Below are 3,602 nucleotides of genomic sequence, written 5' to 3'. Positions count from 1 at the left end.
TAGGTACCGTCCCATCCCTCGCCAGTGGGGCTCAATTGCTTGAGCAGCTTTCCATAGCGGTCAAATATATAAATTTTAGCGTTAACTTGGGTGTTAATATTGTAAATCTGCCAAGTGTCGTTGTCCCCGTCCCCATTAGGGGTAAAGAACAATGGGTAGTCCATTACCGTCACCGTATCACTGCCGATACCGCAACCGTTAATATCCCTTACCTGTACCAAGTGTTCCCCGAAGGACAGGTTCTCAAACACATAACTGCCGTCATTGGGCTCGTTGCTCACCCATGGACCATTGTCAATGCTGAACTCAAACACCGCATCGGTTGCTCCCGTGGCCGTTACCGTTACCACATGGTTGTCTGCAAAGGCCTGGGTAGTTACCGTGGCCTGTACCACCGGTGGAGAGCTCAGGATCACCTCGGCACTCATGGCGCTGCTGCAGCCGTTGTCCACATCGGTCACCACCACCGTATAGGTGCCGGCTACCGTTGGCATGTAGCTGGAATCCGTGCCAAGTACCACCGCAGGGTCCGTGGCCTCGCTCCATTCAAAACTGTAGGCCGAAGCATCAAGTCCCGTGTCCATCAGTGGAGAGCCCACGACCTCCGTTCCGTTGGTGTCCGTACACAGTACGTACACATCCTCCAGAACAAAGGAAGGAATAGGCGCCACCTGAAGTTCCATGGTGGTGATGTCGTAGCAGATGCTATCCGGTGTTGTATCGTTGTCAACGCGCACCCATACGGTCTGCGGGTTGCTCAGGTTCATATAGGAGGTAGGGTTGGCGATGGCGTTGTCCATGGCCAGGGCGTCTGCCTCGGTCTCATAGTAACTTACCGTGAAGTTCGCCGGGTCCTGACCGTTAAGTACCGTGGCATTCTGCGTGCTCAGGTCAAAGGCCACCGAGTCGTCCGTTGGGTCACCGTCAAACTCCATGTTGTCATCGCACAGTACAAAAGGCTCCGGCGTGTTGGCCTCGGCAGCTTCCTGTACCTCCACAAAGAAACTGATCGTGGCGATGTCACAGCGGGTCTCCAGGTCCATGATGTTCACGAAGATCTCCTGTGGGTTCACCGTGTTGGTGAAGGCCCAGGGACTGGCAATGCCGCCAGTGGCGTTCTGTGCCCCGGACAAGCTTGTGTAATAGGTCACTCCATAGGATGACGGATCCTGTCCGTTCAGTATGGTGGCATCCTGTTGTGTCAGGTCAAAGGTATAGACACCATCGGTGTTCAGTTCACAGGCGATCAGGTCCTCAAGCTCTGCCGATGCATCGGGAAGCGGGTTGACCACTACCTGGAAGCTGGTCACGTTGTAACAGCCCGTTTGGTCGTTGGTGACCCTCACCCATACGGTCTGTGGGGTCTGGGTGTTCACAAAGGCCGTGGCATCTGCTATGGATGTGTCCCCTTCCTCTGCACCTTCTTCCGTGGTATGGTAGGTAGCCGTTAGGCCGTTCTCTCCCGGAAGGATGATACTGTCCTCCATCACCGTTAGGTCAAAGCTCTCGGACAGGTCTCCCGTATCGGTATCGTCACAGGCCACAAGATCCTGAAGGTTCTCTGCAGGGGTCGGTGTTGGCAATGGCGATACCTCAAGGGTCAATGTCGAATAGGCATAGCAACCGGTATCCTGGTCGGTCACCTTCACATAGATGGTCTGCGGGTTGTGCGGCTGTCCACCTATCGATGTATTGGTATAGGATGTATAGTCTGCTATCGGGTTGTCATTGTCACGGTCTATCGCTGTCTCGTAGTAGTCCACGCTCCAGGAGGGTGTCCCACTGGTAATGATCCCGTCCTGATCGGTCAGGTCAAAGGCTGCATAGCCGTCGTTGTCGTCGTTGTCGTCACAGATGCTCAGCTGCAGTGCCTCTTGGGTCTGTGCCGGGGTAGGAAGCGGATTCACGATCAGCTCCAGGGTCGTGGTACGGAAACACAAAGTGGCATTGTCCTCCACACGAACCCCTAGGGTCTGTGGTGTAAACTGGTTGGTATAGGCGGTAGGGACCGCTATGTAACTGGGGGCAGATGGCCCTATCTCGGCATCGGCCACATCGGTGTAATAGGTCACCGTGTACAGTGTTGGGTCCAGCCCGTTCAATATCTCTGTGTTGGCCTGGGTCAGGTCAAACTGTGTCATCCCATCGGCAACGGCATCGTCGCACAGTTCCAATGGTGATGGATCGGCAATCTCCGGTGTTGGCTGCACGATCAGCTGCAGCTCCACAATGGTAGGACAGTCGGTGTCCACACCGGCATAGTCCACTCTTACGTAGATCACCTGTCCAAGGACGTTGGACAACGGACTGCTCTGTGGCAGTACATCGTCCACTGCGTTCTGGTAGGTCAGGTGGAAGGTAACATCTAAACTGGTGTCACCTCCTGTAATTTCTTCTATGGTGCTGTCCAGGTCAAACTCGCCCAGGTCATCGTTGTCAGGGTCACAGTAGGTAAGCGCCTGTGGGATGTTGGCCGCTGGTGCACCCACTACCTGAAGGGTCAGGGTCGTGGTGGTATGGCAGCCGGTGTTCACGCTCTCTACCCTTACGTAAACGACTTCACCGTCCGTACCCACATAGGCATCTGCGGATGGGGCCACCTCTGGTGTACCGGCATCGGCATCGGCCTGGCTGGCATGGTAGCTCACCACGTAGTTCGGGTTGTTGCCCGTGATGGGACCGTCCATTTGGGTCAGGTCCATCTCCACAACACCGTCGGGGGTGTTGTCGTCACAGACAATCAGTTCCGCCGGGTCCTGTGCCAGGGTCGGAAGCGGGTGTACGGTTACTGTATTGGTCGTCGTGTCCGGGCAGGTACCGTTGGTGGTATACACTACCTCATAGGTCGCTCCAGGGGCTCCTCCGGTGATGGTTCCCGTAGCTGCATCAATCACGGCATCTGTTGGTTGTGGGTCTGTAAAGGCATAGGTCCCTCCCGGGGTTACGGCTTCAGCTGTAGCGCCGTCACAGGTTGGGGAAAGCGTAAAGCTTGGGTCGTCGGTCTCTATCACCGTGACATCCAAGGTCGTTGGCTCACTGCATATGTTCTCAAAGGCATAGGTGACCGTATAGGTCGCTCCTGAAAGTCCGCCAATGATCTCTCCCGTGGCAGGGTCGATGCTGGCACCGTCTCCTAGGTCTACCATGCTAAAGGTCCCGTCCACATCTCCCAATATGGTAGCGGTTGCTCCGCTACAGTTGGGGGCCATCTCAAAGGTGGTGTCCTCGGAGAAAGGCACGGTTACCGTCAGGGTCAAAAAGTCTGGACAGGTACCGCTGGTGGTATAGGTCACGTCATAGACCGCCTCGGATGGACCGCCGGTGATCTCACCGGTATCCGGGTTGATCGTACCGCCAACGCCATTGACGTCCACCATGGTAAAGGTCCCGCCAGGGGTACCTGTTACTTCGGCTGTGGCACCGTCACAGGTCGGGGTCAAGGTGAAGCTCGGGTCGTCTATGTCGATCACGTTGAAGGTCACTTCAGAGGAAGCGCTACATTCGTTGTCTAGGGCGTATATGATGGTGATCTCCTCGGATGGGGAGGCTCCGGTCACTTCTCCCGTGGTTGGGTCAATCACCGCAACCGGTGGCTGGGGATC

At 55.9% G+C, this 3,602-nt stretch carries 1 protein-coding gene; it reads right to left on the bottom strand.

Annotation, left to right across the window (positions count from 1 at the left end; translation table 11 throughout):
- Window positions 1–3,602: T9SS type B sorting domain-containing protein (locus ZA07_RS00065; protein WP_053969695.1), on the bottom strand; the 3,602-nt coding region annotated here is incomplete at both ends.

It is taken from the genome of Mangrovimonas sp. ST2L15 (assembly GCF_001280515.1).
Lineage (GTDB): Bacteria > Bacteroidota > Bacteroidia > Flavobacteriales > Flavobacteriaceae > Mangrovimonas > Mangrovimonas futianensis.
This window is presented reverse-complemented; position numbering and strand designations above follow the sequence as displayed.